Source organism: Nocardioides sp. P5_E3, from assembly GCF_054049275.1.
This window is the reverse complement of the sequence record NZ_JBFUMR010000009.1, coordinates 81,775-106,200: the sequence shown is the minus strand read 5'-3', so window position 1 is coordinate 106,200 and position 24,426 is coordinate 81,775. Positions and strand designations below refer to the sequence as shown.

The following is a 24,426-nucleotide window of genomic DNA, read 5'->3' as shown; positions in this document are numbered from 1 at the left end:
CTAGGACACGCGGGGCCTAGTCCTCGGGGTCGTCGAGCCGGGCCAGCCAGGTGGCCAGCCGCTCGATCGGCACCTCGAAGTCGGGGTGCGCGTCGACGAACGCCTGCAACTGCTCGGCGAGCCACGCCAGGGTGACCTCCTCGTCACCCCGGCGCCTCTCGAGCTCCTCGATCCCGCGATCGGTGAAGTACACCGCTGCTCCCCAGCCGGCTCAGTAGTCGTGGCCGGCCGCGCGCGGCGACTCGAAGGCCACGTCGAGCAGCGCCTTCTGCTCCTCGACGTGGCGCTTGACCGTGCCGACCGACGGCGACGCGGACGACGGGCGGGTGACGGGCTCGACGGTCATGTCGAGCTGGGGCCACACGTTGAGCTGGTAGTGCGGCCACGGGCCCATGTTGCGCGGCTCGTCCTGCACCCACCGGATCGCCTTGAGGTTGGGGTACTTCGCCACCTCGGCCTTGATCTCCTCGACGGGGTTCGGGTAGAGCCGCTCCACGCGAGCGATGGCGAACGCGTCGCCGTTGTCGCGCTTGCCGCGGTCGACCATGAGGTCCCACGTCACCCGGCCCGAGCACAGGATGAGCGTCTCGACCTTGTCGCGGTCGGCGTTGTCGTCGCCGATGAACGCGCGGAAGGTGGTGTCCCCGGTGAAGTCGGCGGGCTGCGACGCCGCCTCCTTGCGCTTGAGCATCGACTTCGGGGTGAAGACGATCAGGGGGCGGTGCTCCTCGCCGAGCGAGTGCCGGCGGAGGAGGTGGAAGTACGACGCGGGCGTCGAGGGCTGGGCGACGACCATCGCGTCCTCGGCCGACATCGTCAGGAAGCGCTCGATGCGCGCCGACGAGTGGTCGGGACCCTGTCCCTCGTAGCCGTGGGGGAGCAGCAGGACCACGCCCGACTGCTGGCGCCACTTGGTCTCACCGGCGGAGATGAACTCGTCGATGACGGTCTGCGCGCCGTTGACGAAGTCGCCGAACTGCGCCTCCCACAGGACCAGCGCCTCGGGCCGCGCCACGGAGTAGCCGTACTCGAAGCCGAGGGCGGCGTACTCCGACAGCAGCGAGTCGTAGACGTGGAACTTCGCCTGGTCCTCGGTGAGGTTGGTCAGCGGCGTCCACTCGTCGGCGTTGACCCGGTCGATGATCGTGGCGAACCGCGAGACGAACGTGCCGCGGCGCGAGTCCTGGCCGGCAAGCCGCACCGGGCGACCGTCCATCAGCAGGGAGCCGAAGGCGAGGATCTCGCCGGTGCCCCAGTCGATCGGTCCGTCGGTGATCGCTGCCGAGCGGCGCTGCAGCTGCGGCATCACCTTGGGGTGCACGGTGAAGTTCTCCGGCGGGGTGACGTAGCTGTCGGCGATCCGCTTGAGCACCTCGGGCGTGACGGCCGTGGAGAAGTCGCCGGCCGGCTTGTCCGGGTAGTCCGGGACGGTCGTCCACTCGGTGGGCGCCTCGGAGCTCGCCTCGCGCACCTCGGTGAAGACCCGCTCCAGCTGCTGCTGGTAGTCCTTGAGGACCTGCTCGGCCTCCTCGATCGTGATGTCGCCACGACCGATGAGCGACTCGGTGTAGAGCTTGCGCACCGACCGCTTCTGCTCGATGAGGTCGTACATCAGCGGCTGCGTGTAGGACGGGTCGTCGCCCTCGTTGTGGCCGCGACGGCGGTAGCAGACGAGGTCGATGACGACGTCCTTGTTGAACGCCTGGCGGTAGTCGAAGGCGAGCCGGGCGACGCGGATGCACGCCTCCGGGTCGTCGCCGTTGACGTGGAAGATCGGCGCCTGCACCATCCGCGCCACGTCGGTGGCGTAGAGGGAGGAGCGAGAGGAGCCGGGCGCGGTGGTGAACCCGACCTGGTTGTTGATCACCACGTGCACGGTGCCGCCGGTGCGGTAGCCGCGCAGCTGCGACAGGTTGAGCGTCTCGGCCACGACGCCCTGGCCGGCGAACGCGGCGTCGCCGTGGACCAGCAGGGGGAGGACCGGGAACTTCTCGCCCTGGTCGAGGAGGTCCTGCTTGGCGCGGGCGATGCCCTCGAGGACCGGGTTGACCGCCTCGAGGTGCGAGGGGTTCGCCGCGACGGACACCTTGATCTTGTCGCCGGAGCCGGCGACGAACTCGCCCTCGGCGCCGAGGTGGTACTTCACGTCACCGGAGCCCTGGACCGTGCGGGGGTCGATGTTGCCCTCGAACTCGCGGAAGATCTGGCTGTACTTCTTGCCCACGATGTTGGCGAGCATGTTGAGCCGGCCGCGGTGGGCCATGCCGATGCAGACCTCGTCGAGCCCGGTCTCGGCGGCCGCCTCGCAGATCTCGTCGACCAGCGGGATGGTGGTCTCGCCGCCCTCGAGGCTGAAGCGCTTCTGCCCGACGAACTTGGTCTGCAGGAAGGTCTCGAAGGCCTCGGCCTGGTTGAGCTTGAGCAGGATGCGCAGCTGCTCCTCGCGGGGCGGCTTCACGTGCGGCTGCTCGACGCGCTCCTGGATCCACTTGCGCTGGTCGGGATCCATGATGTGCATGTACTCGATGCCGGTGGTGCGGCAGTAGGAGTCGCGCAGGATCCCGAGGATGTTGCGCAGCTTCATGAACCGCCGGCCCTCGCCGCCGAAGGACCCGGTCGCGAACTCGCGGTCGAGGTCCCACAGGGTGAGGCCGTGCGACTCCACCTCGAGGTCGGGGTGGCTGCGCTGGCGGTACTCCAGCGGGTCGGTGTCGGCCATGAGGTGGCCGCGGACCCGGTAGGCGTGGATCAGCTCGAGGATCCGCGCCTGCTTGACGATGTCGTCGTCGTGGCTGGCGACCACGTCGCGGGCCCAGCGGATCGGCTCGTAGGGGATCCGCAGCGAGCGGAAGATCTCGTCGAAGAAGTCGTTCTCGCCGAGCAGCAGGCCGTGCACGCGCTTGAGGAACTCACCCGACTGCGCGCCCTGGATGACGCGGTGGTCGTAGGTCGAGGTCAACGTCATCGCCTTGCTGATGGCGTTGCGGTTGATCGCCTCCTCGGAGGCGCCCTGCCACTCCGGCGGGTACTCCATCGCGCCGACGCCGATGATCGCGCCCTGCCCGGCCATCAGCCGCGGCACCGAGTGGACGGTGCCGATGCCGCCGGGGTTGGTCAGGGACATGGTGGTGCCCTGGAAGTCGGCGACGGTCAGCTTGCCGTCGCGGGCCTTGCGCACCATCTCCTCGTAGGCCGTCCAGAAGGCCGCGAAGTCCATCGCCTCGGCGCCCTTGATGTTGGGCACGAGGAGCTGGCGGGTGCCGTCGGGCTTCTGCATGTCGATCGCGAGGCCGAGGTTGATGTGGGCCGGCGTGATCAGGTTGGGCTTGCCGTCACGGACCTCGAAGCCGACGTTCATCTCGGGCATCGAGCGCAGCGCCTTCACGAGGGCGTAGCCGATGATGTGGGTGAACGACACCTTGCCGCCGCGAGCGCGGGCGAGGTGGTTGTTGATGACCGTGCGGTTGTCCCACAGGAGCTTCACTGGGACCGAGCGCACAGAGGTGGCGGTCGGGACCGACAGCGACGCGTCCATGTTGGCGGCGGTGCGGGCCGGGGCGCCACGGAGCACGGTGTAGGTCGGCTCGTCGTCGGCGGGGGAGGGCGCGGCGGGCTTGGGGTCCTTGGCGACCGGGGTGCTGGAGCCCTTTGCCGGCTCGTCGGCCGCGGCCTTCGGGCGCGGCGTCGACGTGGCGGCCTTGGCCGGGGCCTTCTCAGGGGCCTTCTCAGGAGCCTTCTGGGCCTGGGCGGGGGCCTTCGCGGGTGCCTTGGCAGGTGCCTGGGACGTCGCCGGCGCCTTCGCCTGGGTGCTGGCCTGGGTGGTGGTCCGGGTCTGCGTCTGGCTGCTCTGCGCGGAGGGCGTGGAGGGTGCGGACGGGGCCGCCTGGACCGGGGCGGCGCTGCCGTTGCCGAAGTAGGACGCCCACTCCGGACCCACGCTCCCGGGATCCTTGTCGTACTGCTCCTTCATCTCCTCCACGAGCCACTCGTTGGCTCCCAGGTCAGATGACGGTGCAACCGAGGACTGGTTGCCGGACTGCCCGTTCGGGGACTGCGCCACGCTTGTTTCGCCTCTTCCAGATGTGATCGCGCGAGGTATGGACCAAGTCGTCGACAAGGCTAGTCGCACACGCACGCAAATGCAGGGCCGGGTTCGCCTGGTGAGGCATGGTGTCGACCACACCCGTAGTCACCCAGTAGCCATTCTCGGGTTTCACCCCCGTCGTCCGCTCGAAACCTGCCTGGAGCTCCCATGCCCCGCCCCTCACCAGGCCACGCCCACCGGGCCCGCCGCCTCGTGGGACTCGCGCTCGTGCTGCTCGTCCCGCTCACCTCCGCCTGCCAGTCGTCCGCCGAGCCGTCTGCCGCTCCGGAGCGGCTCAGCCGGTCCGACGCGCAGGCGACACTGGCCTCGAACCCGGCGCCCACGAAGGTCGGGATCCACCGGGTCCACGGCCGGCTCCCGGTCGCCCGGCGCAAGGTCGTGCGCCGGCAGGTCGGCGACGTCGTCGACCGGTGGTGGGAGGCGGCCTACCTGGGCGGCACCTACCCCCGCAGCAGCTTCCCCGCGGCGTTCCCCGGCTTCACCGCGGCCGCCGAGCAGCGCGCCCGGGCCGACAAGGCGCTGCTGACCAACCAGACCGCCGGCCCGCGCATCGACTCGGTGACCGCGCGGCAGCGCAAGGTCACCCTCGACATCCTCGCCACCGACCGGCAGGCGAGGGCCGTGACCGCGCAGTTCGTCCTGAAGTTCGACACCACCGGTCAGAAGACCGGCACCACCACCGTGCGGGGGCGGCTCTTCCTCACCCGCAAGCGGGGCGCCTGGCGCGTCTTCGGGTACGACGTCGCGAAGGGAGCCCGGTGATGGGGCGGACCATGAAGCTCCTGCGCACGGTCGCCCTCGTGGCGGTGCTGGCCGTCACCGCGTTCGTCGTACCCACGTCGGCGGTGCAGCCGACCGACGTCAGCCTGGTGAAGATCCGCCACGCCGAGGGCGTCGCCGTGGGCGGCCAGGACGTCATCTGGATCCTGGCGGTCGGGTCGGACGCCCGGCCGGGTGAGGCGATGACGCGGTCTCGGGGCGACGCCTTGCAGATGGTCGGCATCAACACCCGCACGGGGTCGGCCACCGCCATCGGCGTTCCGCGCGACTCGTGGGTCGCGATCCCCGGTCACGGCCGGGAGAAGATCAACTCCGCGCTCTACTTCGCCGGTCCGCGGGGGATGGCCGGCGCGATGCGCAACCTGATCGGCATCGAGCCCGACTACGTCATGGTCACTCGGTTCCCGTTCTTCGAGGACATGGTCGACGACATCGGCGGCATCACCGTCACCAACCCACGCCGCTTCCAGGACCCCTACCTGAAGAAGGAGGGGTTCAAGCAGGGCCGCATCCACCTCGACGGCTACAACGCGATGGCCTTCTCCCGGATCCGCAAGGGCCTGGTCGGAGGGGACTTCGACCGCTCGGCCAACCAGCAGCGCACGCTGCGCGGCATCCACGCCCGGATCCGCTCGCAGGCCGCCCGGCCCGGTTTCATCGAGCGCGGCGTGATGACGGTGATGGCCCACACCGACACCAACGCCTCGCCCGCGGAGCTCTTCGAGATCGCCCAGGCCGTCGCCCAGGTGGACCCGCGCAGGATCTCGACGTGCGTGGTACGTGGCCGGGTCGGCTTCGTCGGTGCCGCCAGCGTGGTCTTCCCCGACGTCGCGCAGGCGCGGCGCCTGGGGCGCGAGGCCCGGCAGGACGCCGCCCTGCGCGGCTGCTGAGGGTCAGGAGCCGTAGATCCGTCCCGCGGTGCGGGCCAGGTCAATGACGACGGCCTCGGAGTAGAGCTTGATCCGCAGGCCGATCACCTGCGACCCGCGGTAGCCGGTGTCGACGAGCTGGCGCTGGATCTCACCGGCGCCGCCCGGCAGCTCGACGACCTCCCCGGGCGCGGGGACCGGCACCTGCTGTCCGGCGACGGTGATGGACCCGACGCCGGTCGAGACCTTCGAACCCACCCGCTTGCCTGCCTTCTGGCGCATCGCCGCGCGCGAGCTGACGTCGGTGATGACGAGCTGGGCGGTGGGGATGGAGACCGACCCGATCGCGGTGCGCGACCAGCCCTTGGCGACCTTGCCGCGCTTCGTGCCGGCCTTGGCGCGGAACTGGTCGCCGTTGACCTGGTAGGTGACGCCCTCGAGCAGCACCGGCACCGGGACGAGCTGGGTGGCGTGGGGGACCTGGTAGGTCTGCGTCCGGCCGCGGGTGCCCTGGCAGGGGAGCGCCTTGTGCTCGACGTTGCCGAACTTCAGCGCGCCCTGGAGCGCCTGGTAGTCCATCGCCGTGCCGCCGGAGCGGAAGACGCCGACGGGCGCCGGGCCGCCCATCCGGACGCGGGCGGTGCCGAGCTCGACGAGCTGGCGGCGGTCGCCGGCGGTGACCTCGATCCGCAGGGCCGAGGCCTGCGACTGGGCGTTGTGGCTGTTGGCGCGGCCGTTCTCGTAGCCGAGCGCGATCGTGCCGAGACCGGGGATGACGATCGGCTTGGTGACGTCGCTCAGCACCTGGAAGACCTGCTGGGCGACCTGCTGGGTCCCGGTGAAGACGGTGTCGCTGACCTGGTCGAGCGGGGCCAGCAGCTGCTGGAGCTCCGGCGGCAGCTGCTGCACCACGGTGTCGTCGAGCAGGTCGAGGGTGATGCTGGCGAAGGTGAAGCCCTCGTCGTGGCCGTAGCCCCGAGGGGTGTGGAAGGCGTGCGCGGTCGTCTGCAGTCCCTTGATGACCAGGCGGGGCGTGGTCAGCGGACCGACCGTGCCGCCGACGCTGATGTCGCCGATGGTGTTGGTGCCGCGGACGCCGTGCGTCTCGCCGTCGGCGTACGTCTCGGTGCGGCTCGTGCTGGCCGAGACACGGATGAGCGGGTTGTCCGGGACCGACACGACGCTCTGCTGCTCGACGACCTTCCCGGCCGAGCGGGTGCACAGCTGCTGCGCGTGTGCGTCCTTGAGGTTGAGCGCCTCGACGCTGTCGGTCACCAGCTTCACGCCGTACACGTCGCCGCGGTAGCCGAAGGCGGTGAGCTGGTCTGACGCCGCGGCACGGGCGTCGACCGAGCCGCCGGCCTGCGCCGGCGCGGCACCGGTCGACAGCGCGAGCGCCGCACTCAGGCCGAGGCTGACGGCGGCCGCGAGCCGTCGCTGGGTTGTCTTCATGTCCCCTCCCAGGGTCCGCGGGAGCGACACGTGGCACGTCCCTTGTGACCGGCCAGTAGCTCCCTCGTCCGCTCAACGACGCGGAGCCCGATTGGTGACGCCCGTCACCAGGAGCGGGGGGACGGTGTGCCCGGGTGGGGGACGACGAAGGCCCGGACCCTCGAKGGTCCGGGCCTTGCAGTGGGCGCCTCCGGCAGGATTCGAACCTGCGGCACCTGGTACCGGAAACCAGTGCTCTATCCCCTGAGCTACGGAGGCCCGCACCGCCCGGATCGCTCCGGGGCTGGTGCGCGCTGAAGACTACCGGTCGCCCGGCGTCGTGGTGAAACCGCCTCAGCGCAGGGCGAGCGACCCGGACGTGTCGGCCGGGAAGGGCAGGCTGTCGTGCTCGGCGACGCGGGCGTCCAGCTTGGCGGCGACGTCGTCGGGCCAGGGCGCGGTGCGGCGGGTCTCGAGGTCGATGTGCAGGAAGATCTCCTCGACCACGCACGCCACCTGCTGGTGCGTCTCGTCGAGCACGTAGACGAGCACGTGGGCGGCCCGCTCGGACCGCCCGAGCAGGCGCACCCGCGCCGACATCGTGTCGCCGGTGCGCAGCTCGTTGAGGTAGGTGACGTGGTGCTCGGCGGTGAAGCACGCGTGTCCGTGGCTGAGTGGCCACATCTGCGGGATGCCCACCTCGACGAGCGACTCGTCGAGCCCCTCGCTGGCGATGCCGATGTAGTGGCGGACGTTGAGGTGGCCGTTGATGTCCTCGAACGGCATCGGCACGGGTTGCTCGACGTAGGCCGGGAGGTCGATCAGCTGGTCGTAGGTGGGGTGGGTCGTCACGCCCCGAACCCTAGGGCAGGACCCTCGGGGTGTCGTTGGGCCACGGCGTGAAACCGGTTCGGCCCGCAGCGGGACCCGCCGATAGGCTTGCCCGGTGAATCCCGATCAGCTCTCCGAGACCATCGTCGACGCGCTGGAGGCCCTCGTGGCCGACGGCGCGATCACGCTGCCCGACGGCGTACCGACCCAGGTCACGGTGGAGCGACCCCGGCAGCAGGGGCACGGCGACTACGCCACCAACGTGGCGCTCCAGCTCGCCAAGAAGGCCGGGACCAACCCCCGCGCCTTCGCTGACCTCGTCGCCGAGCGGCTCCGCGCTGCCGACGGCGTCGCGGAGGTCGAGGTCGCCGGTCCGGGCTTCCTCAACGTGACGGTCGAGGCCGGGGCGCAGGGCCAGGTCGCCGCCGACATCGTCGCGGCAGGATCGGCGTACGGCTCCTCGGAGACCCTGGCCGGCCAGTCGATCAACATCGAGTTCATCTCGGCCAACCCGACCGGCCCGCTGCACCTCGGTCACACCCGGTGGGCCGTGCTCGGCGACGCCATCGGGCGCGTGCTCGAGGCGGCGGGCGCGTCGGTGGCGCGCGAGTTCTACATCAACGACCGCGGCAACCAGATGAACCTCTTCGGCGCCTCCCTCGAGGCCTCCGCGCTCGGCAACCCGATCCCGGAGGACGGCTACCAGGGGGCCTACATCGCCGACCTGGCGGCGGAGATCGTCCGCCGGCAGCCGGACATCGTCGACCTGCCCGAGGGCGAGCGGCTCGCCGCCTTCCGCGAGGCGGGCTACGCGTTGCAGCTGCAGGAGCAGCAGGACCAGCTCGACGGCTTCAACACCCATTTCGACGTGTGGTTCTCCGAGCGCGACCTCCACGCCGACGAGTCGCACGGATCGGTGGCCGACACCCTGCGCAGCCTCAAGGACAACGGTCACCTCTTCGAGGCCGACGGCGCCCTGTGGATGCGCACCACGGACTTCGGCGACGACAAGGACCGGGTGCTCATCCGGACCAACGGCGAGCTCACGTACTTCGCCTCGGACACCGCCTACTACCTCAACAAGCGCGCTCGCGGCTTCGACCACTGCATCTACCTGCTCGGCGCCGACCACCACGGCTACGTCGGTCGGCTCCGGGCGATGGCCGCGTGCGTCGGTGACGACCCGGCGCAGACGCTGGACGTGCTGATCGGCCAGATGGTCAAGATCATGCGCGACGGCCAGGAGATGCGCCTGTCGAAGCGCGCCGGGACGATCGTGACGCTCAACGAGCTGGTGGACGAGATCGGCGTCGACGCGCTTCGCTACTCCTTGGCCCGCTATCCCGCCGACAGCCCGCTGACGCTGGACGTCGCCGAGATCACCAAGGCCTCGAGCGAGAACCCCGTCTACTACGTCCAGTACGCGCACGCGCGCTCCTGCCGGATGATGGAGAACGCCGCCGCCATCGGCATGGTGTCGCCGGGCGCCGACTTCGACCCCTCGCTCCTCACCCACGAGCTCGACGGCCGCCTGCTGCGCGCGTTGGCCGAGTTCCCGCGGGTCGTCGCCAGCGCTGCCGAGCTCCGCGAGCCGCACCGTGTCGCTCGCTACCTCGAGGACACCGCTGCGGTGTTCAACCGGTGGTACGACACCAAGGAGTGCCGGATGCTGCCGATGGGCGACGAGCCCGTCACGCCGACCAACGAGGCGCGCCTCGTGCTCGTGCAGTCCGTCCGCACCGTGCTCGCCAACGGCCTCGACCTGCTCGGCGTCTCGGCCCCCGAGAGGATGTGATCGGGCGTGCCCACCGCACACCCGTCCGGTTGGGCCCACGCGGACGGCGCGCTGCGCGGCCCGCACTGGCTGCGTGAGCCGAGCGACCCCGACGCGCTTGTCCCGCTCCTCTGGTCGCGGACGGCGACGAAGTCCGACGGCGTCCTGAGCGTCGGCGGCGTGCCGCTGCCCGAGCTGGTGCGCGAGCACGGCTCACCGGCGTACGTCCTCGACGAGGCCGACTTCCGCAGCCGCGCCGGCGCCTTCCGTGACGCCTTCGCTCGCCAGGGATCGGTGCAGTTCGACGTCTACTACGCGGGCAAGGCGTTCCTCTGCACCACCGTCGCCCGGTGGCTCGCGGAGGAGGGGCTGTCGCTCGACGTCTGCTCGGGCGGCGAGCTGGCCGTCGCGGAGCGGGCCGGGTTCCCGATGGCGCGCGTGGGCTTCCACGGCAACAACAAGACCCTCGGCGAGCTCGAGCGCGCCGTCGAGCTCGGCGTGGGTCGGGTCATCGTGGACTCCTTCCACGAGATCGGGCGGCTCGCCGACGTCGCGACCGAGCTCGGCCGGACGGTGGGCGTGATGGTGCGGGTCACCGCCGGCGTCGAGGCCCACACGCACGAGTACATCGCGACCGCCCACGAGGACCAGAAGTTCGGCTTCTCGATCGCCAGCGGCGACGCGCTCGAGGCCGTACGACGCGTGCACGACGCCCCGAGCCTGCGGCTCCTCGGCCTCCACTCCCACATCGGCAGCCAGATCTTCGACACCTCGGGCTTCGAGGTGGCCGCCCGTCGCGTGCTCGCGCTGCACGCCCGGGTGATCGAGGAGGTGGGCGTCGAGATGCCCGAGATGGACCTCGGTGGCGGCTTCGGCATCGCCTACACGACCCAGGACGACCCGGCCGACCCCGCACAGCTGGCCACCGAGATCGCGAAGATCGTCGAGCACGAGTGCCGTGCCCTCGACATCGCGCTCCCGCGCCTGTCGATCGAGCCCGGGCGCGCGATCGTCGGCCCGTCGATGTGCACGGTCTACGAGGTCGGCACGGTCAAAATGGTCGCCCTCGACGGCGGGCTTGTGCGCACCTACGTCTCCGTCGACGGCGGGATGAGCGACAACATCCGCACCGCCCTCTACGACGCCGACTACTCCGCCACGATCGCCTCCCGCCCCTCCGGCGGCCCGCCCACGCTGTCGCGCGTCGTGGGCAAGCACTGCGAGGCCGGCGACATCGTGGTCAAGGACGAGTTCCTGCCCGCCGACGTGCGCCCCGGCGACCTCGTCGCCGTTCCCGGGACGGGCGCCTACTGCAGATCCATGGCGTCCAACTACAACCACGCGCTGCGTCCTCCGGTGATCGGAGTTCGGGACGGGAAGACTTTCACCGTGCTGCGACGAGAGACTGTGGCGGACCTGTTGGCGACCGATGTGGGTGTTCTCTCATGAGTGAGCGAAGCGAGCGAATCATCAAGCGCAGAGTGATTCGTGCCTCGTGTGCGCACGGAGCGAAGCGAGTACGTGCATGAGTATCGGTGACAAGCGCACCTTGAAGGTGGCGGTGCTCGGCTGCGGAGCGGTCGGGTCGCAGGTGGTGCGGCTGCTCAGCGAGCAGCACGACGACCTGGCCGCGCGGGTCGGCGCGCCCGTCGAGCTGGTGGGAGTCGCCGTACGACGCCTCGACGCCGCTCGCGACGTCGAGGTGCCCGACGGCCTGCTGACGACCGACGCCCAGGGCCTGGTCGCCCGCGACGACGTCGACCTCGTCGTCGAGGTGATCGGCGGCATCGAGCCCGCGCGGTCGCTCATCCTCTCCGCGCTCGACAACGGCGCGAGCGTGGTCACGGCCAACAAGGCGCTGCTCGCCGAGGACGGCCCGACCCTCTTCGAGGCGGCCGCCAAGGCCGAGCGCGACCTCTACTACGAGGCGGCCGTCGCCGGTGCGATCCCGATTCTGCGGCCGCTGCGCGAGTCGCTCGCCGGCGACCGCGTCACCCGGGTGCTCGGCATCGTCAACGGCACCACCAACTTCATCCTCGACAAGATGGACACCTCCGGCGCCGGCTTCTCCGAGGCGCTCGAGGAGGCCCAGGAGCTCGGCTACGCCGAGGCCGACCCGACGGCCGACGTCGAGGGCTTCGACGCCGCGGCCAAGGCGGCCATCCTCGCCAGCCTCGCCTTCCACTCCCGCGTGACCGCCGCCGACGTCTATCGCGAGGGGATCTCCGAGGTCACCGCCGCCGACGTCGCCAGCGCCCGCGACATGGACTCGGTGGTCAAGCTGCTCGCCATCTGCGAGCTCCGCCCGGGCCCCGACGGCCAGGAGCAGGTCGCGGCGCGGGTCCACCCGGCGATGATCCCGCGCTCGCACCCGCTGGCGAGCGTCCGCGAGGCCTACAACGCGGTCTTCGTCGAGTCGGAGGCCGCCGGGCAGCTCATGTTCTACGGACCCGGTGCCGGCGGCGCGCCCACGGCGAGCGCCGTGCTGGGCGACCTCGTCACCGTCGCCCGCAACCGCCTCGCCGAGACGCGGGGTGCCGGTGAGTCGGCCTACGCCGACCGCGCGGTCCTGCCGATGGGGGAGACCCGGACCCGCTACCACGTGGCGATCGACGTCGACGACCGCGCCGGTGTGCTCGCGGCGGTGGCCAACGCCTTCGCCGACCACGACGTGTCGATCCAGACCGTGCGCCAGGAGGGTCGCGGCGCCGACGCCCAGCTCGTGGTCGTCTCGCACGCCGCCCCTGACGCGGCGCTCAGCGCGACGGTCGACCAGCTCCGCAGCATGGACATCGTCCGCGAGGTCACCTCGGTGATGCGCGTCGAGGGAGGCGAGGAGTGAACGGCGGCGGCATGGCCAGCGCCACCGGCACCCACCAGTGGCGCGGCGTGATCGAGGAGTACCGCGACCTCCTCGACCTCCCCGAGGGGATGCCCGCCGTGACGCTCCGCGAGGGCGGGACGCCCCTCGTCCACTCCGAGTGGCTCTCCGGGCTCACCGGGGGAGAGGTGTGGCTCAAGGTCGAGGGCGACAACCCGACCGGCTCGTTCAAGGACCGCGGCATGACGGCCGCGATCTCCCACGCCCGGCACCTCGGCGCCGAGGCGGTCGTGTGCGCCTCGACGGGCAACACGTCGGCGTCCATGGCGGCGTACGCCGCGAAGGCACGTCTCAAGCCGCTGGTGCTCATCCCCGAGGGCAAGATCGCTGCCGGCAAGCTCGCCCAGGCGGTCGTGCACGGCGCCCAGGTCATCATGGTCCGGGGCAACTTCGACGACTGCCTGTCGATGGCCATCGGCCTCTCGAAGAGCTACTCGGTCGAGCTCGTCAACTCGGTCAACCCGGTCCGCCTGCAGGGGCAGAAGACCGCGTCGTTCGAGATCGTCGACTTCCTCGGCGACGCCCCCGACGTCCACCTGCTGCCGGTCGGCAACGCGGGCAACATCTCCGCCTACTGGCTCGGCTACCAGCAGTACGCCGACCTCGGCCGGGCCACCAAGCGCCCGAGGATGCTCGGCTTCCAGGCCGAGGGTGCGGCGCCGCTGGTGACCGGTGAGCCGTTCCCCGACCCGGAGACCAAGGCGACCGCGATCCGGGTGGGCAACCCGGCGTCGTGGCACCTCGCCGAGCAGGCGGCCAAGGAGTCCGAGGGCGGCTTCGCGGCCCTCTCCGACGCCCAGATCCTCGCTGCGCAGATCGAGCTCGCCCGCAACGACGGCGTCTTCGTCGAGCCGGCCTCGGCCGCGGGCGTCGCCGGTCTGCTCGCCGCGCTGGAGTCCGGCCAGGTGTTCACCGGCGCCACGGTGGCGATCACCGTCACCGGCCACGGGCTCAAGGACACCGCCACCGCGCTGGAGTCGTGTGGCGACCTGGTCGACACGGTCGTCGACGCCGACGTGGACGCGGCGGCCGCCGCAGCCGGCCTCTCCTGATGACCCAGTTCGTCGACGGGCCCGTGCGGGTCTCCGTCCCGGCGACCTCGGCCAACCTCGGCCCGGGCTTCGACAGCCTCGGCCTCGCGCTGTCGCTGCGCGACGAGCTCGAGGCGGAGGTGCTGACCGAGGGCCTGGTGGTCGAGGTCGAGGGTGCGGGTGCCGAGGGCGTGCCGCGCGACGAGTCGCACCTGGTGGTCCGCTCCATGCGCGCGGCCTTCGAGCTGATGGGGGAGCAGCCGCCCGGCCTGCGCCTGACCTGCCGCAACGTCGTCCCGCACGCCCGCGGCCTCGGGTCGTCGTCCGCCGCGATCGTCGCGGGCGTCGTCCTGGCGCGTGCGCTCGTCGCGGGCGGCCAGCTGCTCGCCTCCGACGAGGCGCTCTTCGACCTCGCCGCCGACCTCGAGGGCCATCCCGACAACGTCGCCCCGGCGTTCTACGGCGGGTTCGTGATCTCCGGCCGCGAGGACGGGCACTGGTACGCCGTCCGCGCCGGGGTCGACCCCCGGGTCACCGCCGTGGTGTTCGTCCCGCCCACGGGGGTCGAGACGAAGGTCGCGCGCGGGCTGCTGCCCGACGTCGTGCCCCACGCCGACGCCGCCGCCAACTCCGGTCGCGCCGCCCTGCTGGTCGCCGCGCTCAACGGGCAGCCCGAGCACCTGCTCGCCGCCACCCGCGACTGGCTCCACCAGGACCAGCGCGAGCCCGCGATGCCCGAGACGCTGGCGCTCGTACGACGCCTGCGCACCGAGGGCGTGCCCGCCGTCGTCTCCGGAGCCGGCCCGACGGTGCTGGCCTTCGGCTCCTCCGACACCTCCGACCTGCTGTCGCGGTGCCCGAGCGGGTGGACCCCGCACCAGCTCTCGATCGACGTCGACGGCGCGCGCCTCACCTGACCGCTCGCGGCATCGGTGGCGGCATCGGTGGCGGCGGATTGCGTCTGCGGTGGCCGGACACCTGCGATGTGCTGCCACCTTTGCGGGGAGCCCGTCGGGGGTGGCGGCAGATTGCGTGTGCGGTAGTCGGATGGCTGCGAGGTGCCGCCACCCTGGCGGCCGGAGCGGGCTGGTGCCGCTCTTCCGCACCGACCGGCTCCCGGCGCGCGGGGCGCCTGCTAACCTGACCGCGCGCCGATCGGCGTACCTGCCCGTCCCCGTCCTCGCGATGTCTCGAGGTCCGCGTGGACGGGACCCACCATCCGCCTCGCCGGCCGTTCGACCGGTCCGGGAGGCGACGCAACGTGCGAAGGATCCACGTGACCGAGACCCCCTCTGCTCCTGCGGAGAACGCCGCCACCAAGCCCGCCAAGAAGTCGGGCGGGCTCAGCTCCATGCTCCTGGCCGACCTGAAGTCGATGGCCGCGGGCCTCGGCATCGCCGGAGCGGGCTCGATGAAGAAGGCGCAGCTCGTCGACGCCATCCGGGCGAACCAGTCCGGTGGCGCTCCCGCCCAGCCGGCGAAGCAGACCCAGCCCGAGCAGCCGGCCCAGCAGCAGGAGCAGCCGCAGCAGAAGTCCGCGGAGCCCGCCGCGGCCGCCGAGCCGGCGCCGCAGACGACGGTGCGCACCCGCACCCGCAAGCAGCGCCAGGCCGAGCAGCAGGCCGAGCGGTCGGAGCAGCAGCCCGAGGACCGGTCCGAGCAGAAGTCCGAGCAGAAGTCCGAGCAGCGCGCCGACCAACGCGCCGACCAGGGCGCCGACCAGGACTCCGAGCAGAAGTCCGAGCAGAAGCCCGACCGGTCCGAGAAGCAGGACCAGAGGAAGTCGGACCGGCAGCAGGGCCAGAAGCAGGACCAGGGCCAGAAGCAGGGCAAGCAGAACCAGCAGAACCAGCAGGGCAAGCAGGACCGCGACCAGAACCGCCAGGAGCAGAGCCGCCAGGACCAGCAGGCCCGCCAGGACCAGAACCGGCAGGACCAGCAGGCCCAGCACCAGTCCGACGACGACGAGGACGGCGAGGGCGGCAGCCGTCGCAACCGCCGCCGCCGCGGACGCGACCGGACGCTGCCCCGCCAGGCCGGCAGCCGCAACGAGCCCGACACCACGATCCTCGAGGACGACGTCCTGGTGCCGGCCGCCGGCATCCTCGACGTGCTCGACAACTGCGCGTTCGTGCGCACCTCGGGCTACCTGCCCGGCCCGGAGGACGTCTACCTGTCGCTGTCGATGGTCCGCAAGTACCACCTCCGCCGCGGTGACGCCGTGGTCGGTCAGGTGCGCCAGCCGCGCGAGGGCGAGCGTCGGGAGAAGTTCAACCCGATGGTCCGCATCGACAGCGTCAACGGCACCGAGGCCGAGGGCGCCAAGGAGCGCCCGGAGTTCGCCGACGCGGTCCCGGTCCACCCGCACCAGCGGCTGCGCCTGGCCTCGGACGCCGACCTGATCGGTCGCGTCGTCGACGTCGCCGCCCCGGTCGGCAAGGGCCAGCGGGGACTGGTCCTCGCCCCGCCGCGCACCGGCGCCACCACGCTCTTCCAGTCGATCGCCCAGTCGGTGACGGCCAACAACCCCGAGTGCCACGTGATGGTGGTGCTGGTCGACACCCGCCCGGAGGAGGTCACCGACTACCAGCGCGCCGTCAAGGGCGAGGTCGTCGCCTCGACCTTCGACCGGCAGCCGGCCGACCACACCCTGGTCGCCGAGCTGGCCATCGAGCGCGCCAAGCGCCTCGTCGAGCTCGGGCACGACGTCGTCGTCCTGCTGGACTCGCTCACGCGCCTCGGGCGGGCCTACAACCTCGCCGCGCCGGCCAACGGCCGCGTCCTGGCCGGCCTCGTCGACGCGTCCGCCGTCCACCCGACGAAGGAGTTCTTCGGCGCCGCCCGCGCGATCGAGGACGGCGGCTCGCTGACCATCCTGGCGACCGTGGCCGTCGGGACCGGCTCGGCCACCGACGAGTTCTTCCTGGAGGAGCTCGCAGGCGCCGCCAACCTCGAGCTGGTGCTCAGCGCCGAGCGCGCCGCGAAGGGCATCGTCCCCGCGGTCGACGTCGCGGCCTCGGGCACCCGGCACGAGGAGAGGCTGCTCGCCCCGGCCGAGGGCGCCGTCGTCGGCGACCTGCGCAAGCAGCTCGCCGCCGCCGACTCCCCGCAGGCCGTCACCAAGGTCGTCGGCGCCCGCTGATCCGCGGGTTCCCGAGCGGGAATCCCCGGATTGGCGCCGTTGTTCATACCGGTGGCACACTTGTGCGCCGGCTCCGGTTCACGTCACTACGCATCCACGCGGGCGACCCGGAGCAATCGAGAGGAACACCATGAAGAAGGACACCCACCCCGAGTACGTCGAGACCCAGGTGACCTGCACCTGCGGCGCGTCGTTCACGACCCGCAGCACCGCGACCTCCGGCTCGATCCACGCCGACGTCTGCTCGCAGTGCCACCCGTTCTACACCGGCAAGCAGAAGATCCTCGACACCGGCGGCCGCGTCGCCCGCTTCGAGGCCCGCTACGCCAAGAAGGCTCCGGCCGAGACGAAGTAGTCCACGTCAGGCGCCGGTCTCCCGCTCACCGCGGGTGGCCGGCGCCTTGTCGTCTGCAGGTCGTCTGCAGGCCGTCTGCACGTACCCCCATCTCCCATCGACTCGAGGAGCAGCGTTGTTCGAAGCCGTCGAGGGCATGCGCGAGGAGCACGAGGACCTCGAGCGACGCCTCTCGCTCCCCGAGACCCACGCCGACCAGCGCCTCGCCAAGCAGCTCAACCAGCGCTACGCCGAGCTGACGGCCGTCGTGACGACCTGGCAGGAGTGGCTCCGCCTCGGCGACGACATCGAGGCGGCACGTGAGCTGGCCTCCGACGACCCCGCCTTCGCCCAGGAGGCCGACGACCTCACCAAGCGGCGCGACGCCGCGGGTGAGCGGTTGCGCCGGCTGCTGGTGCCCCGCGACCCCACCGACGGCAAGGACGCGCTGCTCGAGATCAAGTCGGGGGAGGGCGGTGAGGAGTCCGCGCTCTTCGCCGGCGACCTCCTGCGGATGTACTCCCGCTACGCCGAGACCCGCGGCTGGAGCGTCGAGGTGCTCGACGCCACCGAGTCCGACCTGGGCGGCTACAAGTCCGTCACCGCGGCCGTCAAGGCCCGGGGCACCGTCGAGCCCGGCCAGGCGCCGTACGCCCTGCTGAAGTTCGAGGGCGGCGTGCACCGCGTCCAGCGCGTGCCGGTCACGGAGTCGCAAGGTCGGGTGCACACCTCCGCCGCGGGCGTGCTGGTGATGCCCGAGGCCGAGCAGGTCGACGTCGAGATCAACGACAACGACCTGCGCATCGACGTCTACCGCTCCAGCGGCCCCGGTGGGCAGAGCGTGAACACCACCGACTCCGCCGTCCGGATCACCCACCTGCCCACCGGCATCGTGGCGAGCTGCCAGAACGAGAAGAGCCAGCTCCAGAACAAGGAGTCGGCCATGCGCATCCTCCGGGGTCGCCTGCTGCAGGCCGCCCAGGACGCCGCCGACGCCGAGGCCAGCGACGCACGCCGCTCGCAGGTGCGCACGGTCGACCGCTCCGAGCGGATCCGCACCTACAACTACCCGGAGAACCGGATCTCCGACCACCGCACCGGCTACAAGTCCTACAACCTCGACCAGGTGCTCGACGGCGACCTCCAGCCGGTCCTCGACTCCTGCGTGGAGACCGACATGGCTGCGCGTCTCGCGGCGCTGGAGAGCTGAGGTGCGGCCCAGCCAGGCGCGTCGCGAGGCGGCCGCCCGGCTCCGGGACGCCGGCGTCGCCTCGCCCGAGCGTGACGCCGACCTCCTCCTCGCCCACGTGCTCGACGTGCCGCTCGGCAGGCTGCCGCTGCTCGACGACCTCGGGGTGGGGGAGCAGGAGCAGTACGACGCCCTGCTGACGCGCCGCGCGGCCCGCGAGCCGCTGCAGCACCTCACCGGCACCGCGGCGTTCCGCCACGTCGAGCTGGCCGTCGGGCCCGGGGTCTTCGTGCCGCGCCCCGAGACCGAGCTGCTGGCCGGGTGGGCGATCGAGCAGGCGCAGTCTCTCGCCGGGGCGCCGGTGGTGGTCGACCTGTGCACCGGGTCGGGCGCGATCGCCGCGGCCGTCAAGGACGAGGTGCCGCACGCCGACGTGCACGCGGTCGAGATGAGCCCCGACGCGTTCCGCTACGCCGAGACCAACCTCGCCCCCTTCGCCGGGGTCGACCTCCGGCTCGGCGACGCCTTCGAGGCCTTCGACGACCTCGCCGGCACCGTCGACGTCGTCGTGTGCAACCCGCCCTACATCCCGCTGGAGGCCTGGGAGTCCGTCGCCGTCGAGGCACGCGACCACGACCCCCACCTCGCGCTCTTCTCGGGGCAGGACGGGCTCGACGCGATGCGGCTCCTCGAGCGCCGGGCGGCCGCCCTCCTCCGGCCAGGGGGAGTGGTGGGGGCCGAGCACGCCGACGTCCAGGGCGCCTCGGCGCCGGCCGTCTTCACCGCGACCGGGCGGTGGCTCGACGTGCGCGACCACCTCGACCTCGCGGGTCGACCGCGCTACACGACCGCGCGACTGGCACGATGAGCGGCGTGGACAGGCTTGCGACCTCGACCGAGGAGGAGCGGGAGGCGGCGGTGACCGCCGCCGCCGGCGCCGTACGACGTGGAGACCTGGTGGTCATCCCCACCGACACCGTCTACGGCATCGCCGCCGACGCGTTCTCCCACGAGGCCGTACGACGCCTCCTGCAGGCCAAGGGCCGCGGCCGCGAGATGCCGCCGCCGGTGCTCGTGTCCGCCGCGACCACCCTCGACGCGCTCGCCGAGACCGTGCCGCCGTGGGCGCGCACGCTGGTCGAGGAGTTCTGGCCGGGCCCGCTCACCCTCGTCTGCCGCCAGCAGGGCTCGCTCATGTGGGACCTCGGGGAGACCCGCGGCACGGTCGCGGTGCGGATGCCCGACGACGAGGTGGCCCTCGCCGTCCTCGAGCGCACCGGTCCGCTGGCGGTCAGCTCGGCCAACCTCACCGGCCGCCCCGCCGCCACCGACGCCGACCAGGCCGAGGAGATGCTCGGCGACGTCGTGTCGGTGATCGTCGACGCCGGCGCGTCCCCGGGCGGCGAGGCCTCCACGATCATCGACGTCACCGTGCCCGAGGGCCGGGTGCTGCGCCTCGGCGCGCTGTCGCTGGAGCAGCTCAACGCGGCGATCGAGGAGCACGGGGTCGTGCTCGAAGACCAGGGCTAGGCCGGATGCGGGAGTACCTCCTCGTCTTCCTGGTCGCCCTGTCGGTGACCTACCTGCTCACGGTCGTCGCGCGGGAGATCGCGCTGCGCACGGGAGCCGTCGCGGCGGTCCGCGACCGCGACGTCCACGCCGAGCCGATCCCCTACCTGGGCGGGCTGGCCATGCTCGGGGGGCTCTACGCGGCCTACCTCGTCGCCCGACACCTGCCGTTCCTGTCCACGAGCGAGGAGTTCGTCTTCCCCGACGCCGGGGCGGTGCTCCTCGCAGGTGCGCTCGTCTGCGCCGTCGGGGTGATCGACGACATCTTCGAGCTCGACGCGCTCACCAAGCTCGGCGGGCAGGTGCTCGCCGCCGGCCTGCTGGTCACGCAGGGCGTGCGGTTCTACTACTTCCCGGGCGCCGACGGCACGCAGTTCTCCCTCGACGACGTGCAGGGCGCCGTGCTCACCCTCCTCGTGGTCATCGGCACGATGAACGCGGTCAACTTCGTCGACGGTCTCGACGGGCTGGCGGCGGGCGTGGTGGGCATCGGTGCTGCGGCGTTCTTCCTCTACTGCTACTTCGCCTCCGCGCAGGCCAACCTCACCCTGGCCACGACCGGCGCCCTGCTGAGCGCCGCCCTCGCGGGGGCGTGCGCGGGCTTCCTGCCCCACAACTTCCATCCGGCCCGACTCTTCATGGGCGACTCGGGCTCGATGCTGATCGGGCTCGTGCTGTCGGCGAGCGCGCTGACCCTGACCGGGCAGTTCGTCGGCATGCCGGAGACGACCGGCAACAGCCTGTTCGTGACCGTGCTGCCGGTGCTGCTGCCGATCTCGCTGCTGATGGTGCCGATCGTCGACCTGGTCCTGGCCGTCGTACGACGCACGCGTGCGGGTCGCTCGCCGATGAGTGCCGACAAGCAGCACCTGCACCACCGCCTCCTCGAGATCGGCCACTCGCAGCGGCGCGCGGTGCTGATCATGTGGATGTGGGCCTTCACGATCGCCACCGGCGCGGTGCTGGTGAGCCTGTTCGACGACCCGCTGGTCTGGTGGAGCCTCGGCACGATGATCGTCCTGACGGTGGCCCTCACCTTCGTCCTGCCGAAGCTGCACCGCCCCCGCAAGACCGGCCTCGGCGACACCGGGCTGCCCGAGAACGCCTCCGTGGAAGGACGGGTCGAGGGGCACGCGGACGAGCCCGTCCCCGGGCCCTGATTTCAGAGCCCCAGAGACTTTGTGATAGTTTTCACGAGCAGGGAAGCACCGACCGTAGAGACCAGACAGGCCGCCGACATGACGACCGAGAGCAGCGCGAGCACCCGCCGCAGCAGCCTCGTGCCGGGCGTCCGGGTCGTCGCTCGAGCGGCCGCCCTGACGGCGCTCGCTGGGGTCGTCCTGGTGGTCGTCGCCGCCGTGGTGCACGGGGGAGAGGCGGCCGCTGCCGCCGCCGTCGGCGCCGGCCTGGTGATCCTCGTGGTCTCCTTCGGCACGCTGTCGCTGCACGTCGTCGCGAGCGCGATGCCGACGGCGTCCCTCCTCGTCGCGCTGGTCACCTACGTGACCCAGCTGGCGATCGTGCTGCTGGTCTTCCTCGCCATCACCCGTGGCGACGCGTTCTCGAGCGACCAGGCGCGCGGCTGGCTGGCCGCAGCGATGGTGCTCGCCACCCTTGTGTGGACGGCTGCGCACCTCGTGCTCACCGCACGCGAGCGGGCGCCCTACTTCGACCTCCCGCCCGGGGGTGAGTCATGAGCACCGCGACTGATAATGTCCGCAGCGCAATGGCCGAGTCCGGTGCCACTTCCTCCCAACCGTCACGCAGCAGTGCTCCCAGCTACCTGGTGGCCGGGGTGCTGTTCTACGGAGCGGTCGGTTGGCTCCTGGACCAGTGGCTGGGCACCCGCTTCCTGGTGGCGGCGGGGGTCCTGCTCGGCGGAGCACTTGGCACGTACATGATGATCGTGCAGCTCAAGCGGCAGACCGCCGCGCAGGAGACGCACGCCAGCACCACGACGAGCGACAAGACGAGCAGCGAGGAGTCGGAGTGAGCATCACCCAGCCTGTGGCGGCAGAGGGCGGTTCGGGCTTCCACCCCCCGGGCCCCGGGAGCTTCGAGCTGCCTCCGATCTTCGGTGACGTCACCAAGCCGATGGTGCTGCTCACCCTGTCGGCCGTGCTGATCTTCGGCTTCTTCTACCTCGCCGCGCGCAACGCCTCGCTGGTGCCGGGTCGGCTCCAGTTCGCAGGCGAGATGGTCTACGGCTTCGTGCGCAACAACGTGGCCCGCGACAACATCGGGTCCGAGCACTACATGAAGTTCGTGCCCTACCTCTTCACCTTGTTCTCCTTCATCCTGGTGAACAACTACTACGGCCTGGTCCCGTTCCTGCAGTTCCCGAGCTTCTCGCGCATCGGCTTCATCGTCCCGATGGCCCTGCTCACGTGGCTCGTCTACGTCGGCGCCGGGGTCTGGAAGCACGGCCCGCTCGGCTACCTCAAGCACGCCACGATGCCGTCCGGCGTCAAGGGCCCGATCCTGCTGCTGCTGGTGCCGCTCGAGTTCTTCTCCAACATCATCATCCGGCCCGTCACGCTGACCCTGCGACTCTTCGGCAACATGTTCGCCGGCCACCTGCTGCTGATCCTGTTCGCCACGGGTGGATGGGCGCTGCTGTCCAGCGGCAACCTCCTCTACGGCGCGGTCGGCATCCTCTCCTTCGGCCTCGGCATCGGCGTCAGCTTCCTCGAGATGCTGGTCATGTTCCTGCAGGCCTACGTCTTCACCCTCCTGACCTCCATGTACATCGGTGAAGCGCTCGCCGACGAGCACTGATCCGCTCCGCACCACCCCACAAGTTTCGCCAAACAGCGGCGCGAGAGACGCGTCGCCGACGAAAGGAAAAGCCGTGGAAGGCTCCATCAACCTGGTCGGTCTCGGCCTGTCCGCCATCGGTCCCGGCGTAGGCATCGGCCTGATCTTCGCCGCGTTCATCTCCGGTGTCGCCCGCCAGCCCGAGGCCCAGAGCCGTCTGCAGTCGATCGCCATCCTTGGCTTCGTTCTTGCCGAGGCGCTCTTCATCATCACCGTCGCGCTCGCGTTCGTCCTGCCTCTCTGACGACCGCCGCACCCAGCTCTAGACCGTAGGAGTTCGACTCATGGACCACATCGTCCTGGCGGCGGCGGAGGGAGAGACCCACAGCCCGGTAATGCCGGTCTGGTCAGAGGTCATCCTCGCCTTCATCGTCTTCGCGATCCTCTATGTGCTCGTCACGAAGTTCGTCGTCCCGATGTTCGAGAAGACGTTCGCCGAGCGCACGGCGGCCATCGAGGGTGGGCTCAGCGCGGCCGAGACCAAGCAGGCCGAGGCCGACGCCAAGCTCGCCGAGCTCGAGAAGCAGCTCGCCGACGCCCGGCACGAGGCCGCGCGCATCCGTGAGGAGGCGCGTGAGCAGGGTGCCGCGATCATCGCCGAGATGCGGGAGCAGGCCCAGGCCGAGTCCACCCGCATCGTCGAGCACGGCAAGACCCAGATCGAGGCGGAGCGCCAGCAGGCGGTCACCTCGTTGCGTGCCGAGGTCGGCGCCCTCGCGACCGGCCTGGCCGGTCGCATCGTGGGCGAGAGCCTCGACGACGAGGCTCGCCAGAGCCGTGTCGTCGACCGGTTCCTCTCCGAGCTCGAGGCACAGAACGGCACCACCTCGGGGAGTGTCAACTGATGATGCGAGGAGCGTCTGCCGACGCCTACGCCGCAGCCGCCGAGGCCCTTCCGGGCTCCGGCGACCTCGGCAAGGTGGCTCAGGACCTGTTCGGAGTCGCGGACCTGGTCCGCTCCGAGCCGGGCCTGCGGCGCGTCGCCACGGACGCGTCGGTACCCGGTGAGGCCAAGGCGGAGCTGCTCCGCGGCGTGCTCACGGGGAAGGTCTCGACCGAGGCCCTCGACGTGGTGAGCGCGGCGGTCTCCCAGCGCTGGAGCGCCGGGCGCGACCTGCCCGACGCCCTGGAGGAGCTGGGCGTCGTGGCAGCGGTCCGCTCGACCGGCAGCGACGTCACCCGCCTCGAGGACGAGATCTTCGCGGTGGGACGGCTCGTGCAGGCCAACCCGGAGCTGCGCGACGCGCTCGCCGACCCTGCTCGCAGCCGCGACGACAAGTCGGCCCTCATCAGCGGCCTGCTGGGCGACAAGGTCCTTCCCGCGACCATCGCCCTCGTGCAGCAGTCGCTCTCGGGCAGCCACCGCACGGTCACGGTGGCCCTCGCCAGCTACCAGAAGGTGGCCGCCGAGGTCCGTGGGCAGGGCGTGGCGACGGTGCGCGTCGCGCAGCCGCTCGCCCAGGACGAGCGCGACCGGCTGGCCGCGGCCCTCGCACGCACCTATGGTCGCGAGGTGCACCTCAACGTCATCGTGGACCCCGACGTCATCGGCGGCATCCGTGTCGAGATCGGCGACGACGTCATCGACGGCACCGTCTCCACCCGCCTCGACGAGGCCGGGCGCAAGCTCGCCGGCTGACCCGTGACCGACATCCAAGAACTTTTCGAGCAGA

23 protein-coding genes and 1 tRNA gene are annotated in these 24,426 nt (G+C 71.3%); 19 read left to right on the top strand and 5 right to left on the bottom strand.

The features are described 5' to 3' along the window. Positions 1-16: 16 nt before the first annotated feature. On the bottom strand, positions 17-193 hold the full coding sequence (locus ACXJKB_RS07715; RefSeq protein ID WP_168218509.1) for a DUF6104 family protein: 177 nt from the start codon (positions 191-193) through the stop codon (positions 17-19). An 18-nt stretch (positions 194-211) separates the two neighbouring features. Next, positions 212-4,060, bottom strand: a complete 3,849-nt coding sequence (locus tag ACXJKB_RS07710; RefSeq protein WP_457187017.1) for a multifunctional oxoglutarate decarboxylase/oxoglutarate dehydrogenase thiamine pyrophosphate-binding subunit/dihydrolipoyllysine-residue succinyltransferase subunit — start codon at positions 4,058-4,060, stop codon at positions 212-214. A 192-nt stretch (positions 4,061-4,252) separates the two neighbouring features. Here ACXJKB_RS07710 and ACXJKB_RS07705 point away from each other — a divergent pair, with 192 nt between their 5' ends. Together ACXJKB_RS07705 and ACXJKB_RS07700 are read left to right on the top strand one after the other, a co-directional pair. Further along, positions 4,253-4,867: a hypothetical protein gene (locus ACXJKB_RS07705; protein WP_457187015.1), complete on the top strand. Its 615-nt coding sequence runs from the start codon at positions 4,253-4,255 to the stop codon at positions 4,865-4,867. Positions 4,868-4,878: 11 nt separating this feature from the next. Beyond that, a complete protein-coding gene (locus tag ACXJKB_RS07700) occupies positions 4,879-5,775 on the top strand; it encodes an LCP family protein (protein ID WP_457187013.1) in 897 nt (298 codons plus the stop codon). A gap of 3 nt (positions 5,776-5,778) precedes the next feature. Here the strand turns inward: ACXJKB_RS07700 and ACXJKB_RS07695 are convergent, their stop codons facing one another. The 3 genes from ACXJKB_RS07695 to ACXJKB_RS07685 all read right to left on the bottom strand — a co-directional run bounded on the left by ACXJKB_RS07695 (position 5,779) and on the right by ACXJKB_RS07685 (position 8,037). Beyond that, on the bottom strand, positions 5,779-7,206 hold the full coding sequence (locus tag ACXJKB_RS07695; RefSeq protein WP_457187011.1) for a choice-of-anchor P family protein: 1,428 nt from the start codon (positions 7,204-7,206) through the stop codon (positions 5,779-5,781). A gap of 185 nt (positions 7,207-7,391) precedes the next feature. Further along, positions 7,392-7,464 (bottom strand) — tRNA-Arg (locus ACXJKB_RS07690). A 75-nt stretch (positions 7,465-7,539) separates the two neighbouring features. Then, positions 7,540-8,037 (bottom strand): thioesterase family protein, encoded by a 498-nt coding sequence (locus tag ACXJKB_RS07685; RefSeq protein WP_457187009.1) that lies wholly within the window; start codon positions 8,035-8,037, stop codon positions 7,540-7,542. 94 nt (positions 8,038-8,131) lie between these two features. Here ACXJKB_RS07685 and argS point away from each other — a divergent pair, with 94 nt between their 5' ends. The 17 genes from argS to ACXJKB_RS07600 all read left to right on the top strand — a co-directional run bounded on the left by argS (position 8,132) and on the right by ACXJKB_RS07600 (position 24,392). After that, entirely contained in the window at positions 8,132-9,811 is a 1,680-nt protein-coding gene (argS, locus tag ACXJKB_RS07680) for an arginine--tRNA ligase (protein WP_457187007.1), read from the top strand. Between the two features lie 6 nt (positions 9,812-9,817). Further along, positions 9,818-11,239 carry a diaminopimelate decarboxylase gene (gene lysA / locus ACXJKB_RS07675; RefSeq protein WP_457187004.1) on the top strand — a complete coding sequence of 474 codons (1,422 nt, stop codon included), beginning with the start codon at positions 9,818-9,820 and terminating at the stop codon, positions 11,237-11,239. A gap of 76 nt (positions 11,240-11,315) precedes the next feature. After that, entirely contained in the window at positions 11,316-12,632 is a 1,317-nt protein-coding gene (locus ACXJKB_RS07670; RefSeq protein WP_457187002.1) for a homoserine dehydrogenase, read from the top strand. A gap of 11 nt (positions 12,633-12,643) precedes the next feature. Continuing rightward, on the top strand, positions 12,644-13,723 hold the full coding sequence (gene thrC / locus ACXJKB_RS07665; RefSeq protein WP_457187000.1) for a threonine synthase: 1,080 nt from the start codon (positions 12,644-12,646) through the stop codon (positions 13,721-13,723). Continuing rightward, complete coding sequence (gene thrB, locus ACXJKB_RS07660) at positions 13,723-14,619, top strand: homoserine kinase (RefSeq protein ID WP_457186998.1); 897 nt, start codon at positions 13,723-13,725, stop codon at positions 14,617-14,619. Before thrC ends, thrB begins: the two co-directional genes overlap by 1 nt. Before the next feature lie 359 nt (positions 14,620-14,978). Beyond that, positions 14,979-16,844, top strand: a complete 1,866-nt coding sequence (gene rho, locus ACXJKB_RS07655; protein WP_457186996.1) for a transcription termination factor Rho — start codon at positions 14,979-14,981, stop codon at positions 16,842-16,844. A 130-nt stretch (positions 16,845-16,974) separates the two neighbouring features. Continuing rightward, positions 16,975-17,199 carry a 50S ribosomal protein L31 gene (rpmE, locus tag ACXJKB_RS07650; protein ID WP_191195131.1) on the top strand — a complete coding sequence of 75 codons (225 nt, stop codon included), beginning with the start codon at positions 16,975-16,977 and terminating at the stop codon, positions 17,197-17,199. Between the two features lie 115 nt (positions 17,200-17,314). Beyond that, on the top strand, positions 17,315-18,388 hold the full coding sequence (gene prfA / locus ACXJKB_RS07645; protein WP_457186993.1) for a peptide chain release factor 1: 1,074 nt from the start codon (positions 17,315-17,317) through the stop codon (positions 18,386-18,388). Position 18,389: 1 nt separating this feature from the next. Continuing rightward, complete coding sequence (prmC, locus tag ACXJKB_RS07640) at positions 18,390-19,235, top strand: peptide chain release factor N(5)-glutamine methyltransferase (RefSeq protein WP_457186991.1); 846 nt, start codon at positions 18,390-18,392, stop codon at positions 19,233-19,235. A gap of 5 nt (positions 19,236-19,240) precedes the next feature. Continuing rightward, the gene (locus ACXJKB_RS07635; RefSeq protein ID WP_457186989.1) at positions 19,241-19,897 is read left to right on the top strand and encodes an L-threonylcarbamoyladenylate synthase; all 657 of its coding nucleotides are present in this window, start codon (positions 19,241-19,243) and stop codon (positions 19,895-19,897) included. 5 nt (positions 19,898-19,902) lie between these two features. Next, the gene (locus tag ACXJKB_RS07630) at positions 19,903-21,096 is read left to right on the top strand and encodes an MraY family glycosyltransferase (protein WP_300051392.1); all 1,194 of its coding nucleotides are present in this window, start codon (positions 19,903-19,905) and stop codon (positions 21,094-21,096) included. Positions 21,097-21,174: 78 nt separating this feature from the next. Further along, complete coding sequence (locus ACXJKB_RS07625; protein WP_457186987.1) at positions 21,175-21,633, top strand: hypothetical protein; 459 nt, start codon at positions 21,175-21,177, stop codon at positions 21,631-21,633. Then, positions 21,630-21,929 carry an AtpZ/AtpI family protein gene (locus tag ACXJKB_RS07620; protein WP_457186985.1) on the top strand — a complete coding sequence of 100 codons (300 nt, stop codon included), beginning with the start codon at positions 21,630-21,632 and terminating at the stop codon, positions 21,927-21,929. Before ACXJKB_RS07625 ends, ACXJKB_RS07620 begins: the two co-directional genes overlap by 4 nt. Then, the gene (atpB, locus tag ACXJKB_RS07615; protein WP_457186983.1) at positions 21,926-22,714 is read left to right on the top strand and encodes a F0F1 ATP synthase subunit A; all 789 of its coding nucleotides are present in this window, start codon (positions 21,926-21,928) and stop codon (positions 22,712-22,714) included. The genes ACXJKB_RS07620 and atpB overlap by 4 nt, the downstream gene beginning before the upstream one ends. Before the next feature lie 73 nt (positions 22,715-22,787). Continuing rightward, positions 22,788-22,997, top strand: a complete 210-nt coding sequence (gene atpE, locus ACXJKB_RS07610) for an ATP synthase F0 subunit C (RefSeq protein WP_030482691.1) — start codon at positions 22,788-22,790, stop codon at positions 22,995-22,997. 40 nt (positions 22,998-23,037) lie between these two features. Further along, a complete protein-coding gene (locus ACXJKB_RS07605) occupies positions 23,038-23,598 on the top strand; it encodes a F0F1 ATP synthase subunit B (RefSeq protein WP_457186981.1) in 561 nt (186 codons plus the stop codon). Then, a complete protein-coding gene (locus ACXJKB_RS07600; RefSeq protein WP_457186979.1) occupies positions 23,598-24,392 on the top strand; it encodes a F0F1 ATP synthase subunit delta in 795 nt (264 codons plus the stop codon). Before ACXJKB_RS07605 ends, ACXJKB_RS07600 begins: the two co-directional genes overlap by 1 nt. The last annotated feature ends 34 nt before the right edge of the window (positions 24,393-24,426 follow it).

Bases quoted from the DNA above. Each gene is read 5' to 3' on its own strand.
- ACXJKB_RS07705 (WP_457187015.1), top strand. From the start codon at position 4,253: ATGCCCCGCCCCTCACCAGGCCACGCCCACCGGGCCCGCCGCCTCGTG.
- ACXJKB_RS07700 (WP_457187013.1), top strand. From the start codon at position 4,879: ATGAAGCTCCTGCGCACGGTCGCCCTCGTGGCGGTGCTGGCCGTCACC.
- ACXJKB_RS07695 (WP_457187011.1), bottom strand. From the start codon at position 7,206: ATGAAGACAACCCAGCGACGGCTCGCGGCCGCCGTCAGCCTCGGCCTG.
- ACXJKB_RS07670 (WP_457187002.1), top strand. From the start codon at position 11,316: ATGAGTATCGGTGACAAGCGCACCTTGAAGGTGGCGGTGCTCGGCTGC.
- thrC (WP_457187000.1), top strand. From the start codon at position 12,644: ATGGCCAGCGCCACCGGCACCCACCAGTGGCGCGGCGTGATCGAGGAG.
- thrB (WP_457186998.1), top strand. From the start codon at position 13,723: ATGACCCAGTTCGTCGACGGGCCCGTGCGGGTCTCCGTCCCGGCGACC.
- rpmE (WP_191195131.1), top strand. From the start codon at position 16,975: ATGAAGAAGGACACCCACCCCGAGTACGTCGAGACCCAGGTGACCTGC.
- ACXJKB_RS07630 (WP_300051392.1), top strand. From the start codon at position 19,903: ATGCGGGAGTACCTCCTCGTCTTCCTGGTCGCCCTGTCGGTGACCTAC.
- ACXJKB_RS07625 (WP_457186987.1), top strand. From the start codon at position 21,175: ATGACGACCGAGAGCAGCGCGAGCACCCGCCGCAGCAGCCTCGTGCCG.
- ACXJKB_RS07620 (WP_457186985.1), top strand. From the start codon at position 21,630: ATGAGCACCGCGACTGATAATGTCCGCAGCGCAATGGCCGAGTCCGGT.
- ACXJKB_RS07605 (WP_457186981.1), top strand. From the start codon at position 23,038: ATGGACCACATCGTCCTGGCGGCGGCGGAGGGAGAGACCCACAGCCCG.
- ACXJKB_RS07600 (WP_457186979.1), top strand. From the start codon at position 23,598: ATGATGCGAGGAGCGTCTGCCGACGCCTACGCCGCAGCCGCCGAGGCC.